We start from the raw sequence: 5,577 nt of genomic DNA, 5'->3' as shown, positions 1-5,577 counted from the left end.
TGATCCGGCCGCCGTCGAGCCGGTCGCCCACCTCAACCTTCTGGTAACGCCCGCTCGACAGGCGTACCAGCGCGCGGCGGTTGGACGGGTCGCCGTAGATCCCGATCAGGTTGAGCCGGCGCAGGTTGATCGCGTTGCTCTCTGTCGCCGCCCGCGCGACCGAGGCGCTCGACGGGATCGAGGGGCTGACGCTCTGGTTCCGCGGCGCCGCGCGGACAGGCTGCGCGCGCATCTCCGGGGCCGCCGCAACCACGCGTTCGAAGCCGCCTGGCCGCGGGGCCGGGGCGAGCGAGGCGCGCACGGCCTGATCCGTGCCGAGCTCCGCCGGAATCCTCTGGAGAGTGTCCGCATCGGTCTCGCCATCGCGCGCTGCGCGGGCCGCGGCCCCCGCAGGCGTCGTCGCCGCGAGAATGGCCGCGTTGGCTGCCGCCTCCGCGGCGGTGTCTTCCGCAGGCTCGCCCGGCTCGGGCGCCAGGCCTGCGATCTCCTCCGGTCGAGGCGGGGGGCGGAAGGACGCAAGATTGTCGCGCGCCTGCCCATCGAAGCGCGCCCGCTCGTCGGCTTCCGCCAGTCCCGCGGGCCGCAGCGGCGGGCGCACTCCCGCCAGCGCGGCGCGGCGCGCCGCGTCCTCCGCGGCGGCCTCGGCCTCGGCCACGGCGGCGCGGCGCTCTTCCACCTCGGCGCGCGAGGGCGGCGCGACCGGGGGACGCCCGGCGATCACGCGCACCCCCTGCGGGGTCAGCACGCCCTCGGGCGTTGCCACCACGAGGCCGCGGTCGTCGAGATCGAAGACGGAGCCGGGAGGCGGCGGCGAGGCGGGGGCCTGCGGCGGCCGGTCGATCGCCGTGCCGGGCTGGCTCAGCGCCACCGCGTCGGGTTGCGGCACGCGCCCGTCGATGGAGGCGACGTAGAGATCCGCGATGCCCTGGAAGGACGCCGGCGCGGGGCGCTCGGGCGCCATCTGCCAGATCCCCGTCGCGGCGTAGCGCGCGGCCGCCTCGTCGGGGCCCGGCGCGCGCGCGGTTGCTGCGCGCTCCTCGGGCTCGGGCGAGGGCTCGGGCATTGACCGCGCGGCGATCTGTTCCGGCTCCTCGGGGGCGTCTGCGGCCGCTTCGGCCGCGTCTTCCGGTTCCGGGAGGGGCGCGGCGGCGTCGGTCCCCGTTTGCGCGGAGGTGTCGGGGAGGGTCGCGCGCTCGACCTCGGGCAGGGCGGCGGCCGCACTCTCCCGTTCACCCAGAAGCCGCCCGATGCCATCGACAGAGCTGATCGCGGAATAGGCGCCCACGCCCAGCAGCCCGAGCAGCACGGCCGCGGTCAGACCCAGCGCCAGGCCGCGGCCCCGTTTCGGTCCAGGCTCCGCCACCCGGCCGCGTTCGCCGAAGCGGGTGAGGCGCGCGGCCTCGTCCGGCGTGGTGGTGGCGGCGCGCTCCGCGGGCAGGGTCGTGGCCGGGGCCTTCCTGCGTGCGGTCAGCGGCGGCAGGCTCGACGCAGCGGCGCGTGGGCCGGTCGACGGGGCCATGGACGGCCTGGATGCTGCGGGTTGCGCCGCCGGGTCCGGAAGCGCGGCGTCAAGCGCGTCGTCGTCCGCCGCGCCGGGGCGCAGGCTGGCGATCCGGCGCAGAATCATGTCGCGCCGCGCGGCCGCTTCCGGTGTGGGTGCGGCCGGCGCGCGGGCGCGAACGGGAGGCGGGGCGGGCGGCGAGGTGACCGGGGCGCTCGCCTGTGCTTCGGGGGCTTCCGGACCGGCGGCCTGCGAGCCGGCCCGTGCGCCGGCCCGTGCCTTGGCCTGCGGGGCGTCCGGCTGCACCGGCGCCGGATCGGCGGTTGCCGCGGACACCACGCCTTTGGCCGGGTCCGCGGATCCTGACGTCGCGGCCGTCTTCGCCGCTGCCGCGTCCTTCTGCGGGGCAGGCGGTCTTGCCGCGATCCCTGCCGCGCGCTGCCTTCCGGCTGCAGGGGCCTCCGGCGCCTCCGTTCCGGCGCGTGGCTGCGGCGCGGGCCTGTCCAGTGACACGGCCGGCAATGCCAGCCTGCGCGGTGCGGCGCGGCGCGACACGAAGGTGGGGGCAGGGCCGGAATTGCCGTGCGATGCCGTCTTTTGCACAATCTCCGCCGGGGCGCCGCGTCTGCTGCGGAAGCCGGGGAGGGCGTCCGTCTCCGTTCCCGGCGTGGCGGGCTCCGGTGCAGCCTTCGCGGCGTCTTGCGTCGGAGGTTGCAGCACGAGCGGTGGTGCATTGCCCGTGATCTCGACCGGGCGCGCATCGCGCTCGACGTGGGCGCCTTCCGGCAGGAATTCCGCGGCGGAGGCGGTCTCGCCAAAAAAAACCTCGGTCGCGAACCCGTGCTGTTGCGGCACCGCGACGAAGCACACCGGGTTGAAGCGATGCTCGAGCGCGAAGGCCTCCGCCTCTTCCAGTGTCTCGCGCGCCACGGCGGCGACATGCGTCGTGCCGCCATCCGCCGACCAGTCGTAGACCAGATCCTCGACCCGGTAGGGCGTGGCCCCGTCCAGCGCGTGGCGGATCACGCGGCGACGCGTGCGTGTATCGACCTCGCCCGTTTCAAGCGCCAGGTAGCGGATCTGCGCGTCCGGGATCACGAGCTTGGTAACGAATCCCCCGGGCTTCAGGCCAAGTGCGGCGCGGCGCAGATCTGCCAGTTCCGCCGGCAGATCCTCGACCTGAAGCGAGACGGTTCCGACGCTCAGCCAGCCGTCCGGCCCGCGAAGCGACAGGCAGATGCCGTCGAAGGACAACGAGAGAGCGAAATCCGGTTTCATTGCAACCCTATTAGCATCACTCGGCGGGCAAGGTGTAGCCCCCGTGCCTCACCATTCGGCAAATCGCCGCTCGTCCTGTGGCCCCATGGGCAACACCTCCGCGACCGGCGGGCTTGCGAAGGCGGTCGCGTGCGACGAAAGTCCGGGGCACACTCTGGTCCGGAAGGAAAGCTGCCATGCGGCGCGCCTCGTTGCCCCTGCTTGCCCTGCCCCTCGCTCTTGGCCTTGCGCTGGCTGCGCCGGCGACCGCGCAGGAGGAGCGCACCATCTCGGTCACCGGGCGGGGCGAGGTCGCCGCGGCCCCCGACATGGCGGTGATCGGGCTGGGCGTGGTGGAAGAGGCCGAGACCGCCCGCGCGGCGATGGATGCGGCGAGCGACGCCGCGGCGGCGGTGCTGGCCCGCCTCGAAGAGATCGGCATCGCCGAGCGCGACATCCAGACCAGCGACCTGCACCTCTCGCCCATCTGGTCCAACCCCGGGGAGGGCCAGCAGCGCGCGATCCTGGGCTTTGAGGCCTCCAACCAGCTCACCGTCCGGGTGCGCGACCTGTCCGGCCTTGGCGCCGTGCTCGACGCCGTGGTGTCGGACGGGGCCAATCGTTTCGGCGGGCTGCGCTTCACCATGGCAGATCCAGGGCCGCTGATGGAGGATGCGCGCCGCCGCGCGGTGGAGGATGCGACCGCGCGGGCGCGCACGCTGGCAGAGGCCGCCGGGGTGGCGCTGGGCCGCGTCGTCACCATCACCGAGCACGACCGCGGCGGCCCGCGGCCGATGATGATGGAGGCGGCCCGCTCCGACATGGCGGGCGCACCGCCCGTGGCGCCGGGCGAGATCGAGCTTTCGGTCGAGGTCTCGATGGTCTTCGGGATCGAAGGGGCACAGTAGCTGGCCCCGGCGACAGCCCAAGGGAGGGCGCCGCCGGTCCCGGGATATCCTTGTCAATCTGCGGGCGCCTCGATCCGCGGGCGTCCGAGCGCGCGATGAGCGCGCGAGTCGCCTTGATCGGCATGCGCGAACAGGTGCCGAGGTCGCCGCCGGTCCGGCCGGTATTCACCAGCGTGACGCCGGCCTTGTGCCCGGAACGCGGCGAGCACGCGAGCCTGTGACGGGACGCGGGGATGCGCGTCCCGTCCGTGCGGGCGCGGCTCAGCCGCCCGCCTTCTCCAGTCCCTGCCGCAGGTCGGCGATCAGGTCGTCGGCGTCCTCGATCCCGATCGAGATGCGCACCACGTCGGGGCTGGCGCCCGCCGCGACCTGCTGCTCGGCCGTGAGCTGGCGGTGCGTGGTCGAAGCCGAGTGGATGATCAGCGACCGCGTGTCGCCAAGGTTGGCGACGTGGCTGAAGAGCTCCAGGCTGTCCACCAGCTTGACGCAGGCGTCGTAGCCGCCCTCGAGCGCCACGGTGAAGAGTCCGCCCGCGCCCTTGGGGCAGATGCGCGCGACCCGGTCGTGCCATGGCGACGATTTCAGGCCCGCGTAGGTCACGGCCTTCACCGCCGGGTGCGTCTCCAGCCAGCCGGCCACCTTCTCTGCGTTCTCGACATGGCGCTGCATCCGCAGCGACAGGGTCTCGATGCCCATCAGCGTGTAGTGCGCGGCTTGCGGGTTCAGCGTCATGCCCAGATCGCGCAGTCCCACGGCGATGCCGTGGAAGGTGAAGGCCAGCGGCCCGAAGGTCTCATGGAACCTGAGCCCGTGATAGGCTGGCTCCGGCTCGCTGAGCGAGGGGAACTTGTCGGAGGCGGACCAGTCGAACTTTCCCGAGTCCACGATCACGCCGCCGGTGACCGTGCCGTTGCCGGTCAGGAACTTGGTCATCGAGTGGACCACCAGCGTGGCGCCATGCTCGATCGGGCGGCAGAGGTAGGGGGTGGCAGAGGTGTTGTCGACGATCAGCGGCAGGCCGGCCGCATCGGCGATCTTCGCGATCTCGTCGAGGTCGGTGATGTAGCCGCCGGGGTTGGCGATCGACTCGCAGAAGACGGCGCGCGTGTCCTCGTCGATGGCGGCCCTGACCGCGTCGAAATCGTCGAAGTCAACGAACCTGGCCGACCAGCCGAAGCGGCGGATGGTCTGGCTGAACTGCGTGACCGAGCCGCCATAGAGGCGCGTGGAGACGACGATGTTCCGCCCCGGCCCCATCAGCGGGAAGAGCGCCATGATCTGCGCTGCGTGCCCCGACGAACAGCAGACCGCGCCCGCGCCGCCCTCCAGCGTGGCCATGCGCTCCTGCAGGACCGCGACCGTCGGGTTGGTCAGACGCGAGTAGATGTAGCCCACTTCCTGCAGGTTGAAGAGCGCCGCCGCGTGATCCGCGTCGCGAAAGACATAGGCCGTCGTCTGGTAGATCGGCGTCTGCCGCGCGCCGGTGGCCGGGTCCGGGCGGCTCCCGGCGTGGATCTGCAGCGTGTCGAAGCCGTAGGCGGGTCCGTCGGACATGTCCCTCTCCCTTCCATCTCTGCCTCTGGGGCAGGGTCGGTTTAGGTCCTTTGCGGGCCGTTCTCAATCTCGCGTCGCCTGCTGCGCGCGAAAAGGAGGGTGTCGCGCGGGGCGGGGGCGGTCGCGCCTCCGCGTTCTGGACCGCTCCCGCAGGGGACATCCGCGTTCCCATGGGGCCCGCGCGGACGGAACCGTGTTCGCCGCGCCGGGATGACTCCGGTCATGGGGCGACGACTCCGTGCGTGCGGCTCGGGGCCGTCCGGCGCAGCGTGGCTGCAGCGGTGCGACCTTCGGATAACGCGCGGCGGTGCCGTCCCGGTCAGGCGCGGCGGGCACCGGCGCCCTCTCGGCGCGAAG

General features: G+C 73.2%; 3 protein-coding genes. 1 reads left to right on the top strand and 2 read right to left on the bottom strand.

What is annotated here, in order from left to right:
• On the bottom strand, positions 1-2,779 hold a 2,779-nt coding region (locus ACLFOB_RS14005), incomplete at its 3' end, for a hypothetical protein (protein ID WP_410926479.1).
• A gap of 176 nt (positions 2,780-2,955) precedes the next feature.
• Here ACLFOB_RS14005 and ACLFOB_RS14000 point away from each other — a divergent pair.
• Positions 2,956-3,666 (top strand): SIMPL domain-containing protein, encoded by a 711-nt coding sequence (locus tag ACLFOB_RS14000; RefSeq protein ID WP_410926478.1) that lies wholly within the window; start codon positions 2,956-2,958, stop codon positions 3,664-3,666.
• Positions 3,667-3,927: 261 nt separating this feature from the next.
• On the opposite strand, the gene ACLFOB_RS13995 is transcribed toward ACLFOB_RS14000, so the two are convergent.
• The gene (locus ACLFOB_RS13995) at positions 3,928-5,220 is read right to left on the bottom strand and encodes an O-acetylhomoserine aminocarboxypropyltransferase/cysteine synthase family protein (RefSeq protein WP_410926477.1); all 1,293 of its coding nucleotides are present in this window, start codon (positions 5,218-5,220) and stop codon (positions 3,928-3,930) included.
• Between the last annotated feature and the right edge of the window lie 357 nt (positions 5,221-5,577).

Source organism: Rhodosalinus sp. (genome assembly GCF_046542825.1).
GTDB lineage: Bacteria > Pseudomonadota > Alphaproteobacteria > Rhodobacterales > Rhodobacteraceae > Rhodosalinus.
Note: the sequence above shows the minus strand (reverse complement) of the source record. Positions and strands in the feature narration are given on the sequence as shown.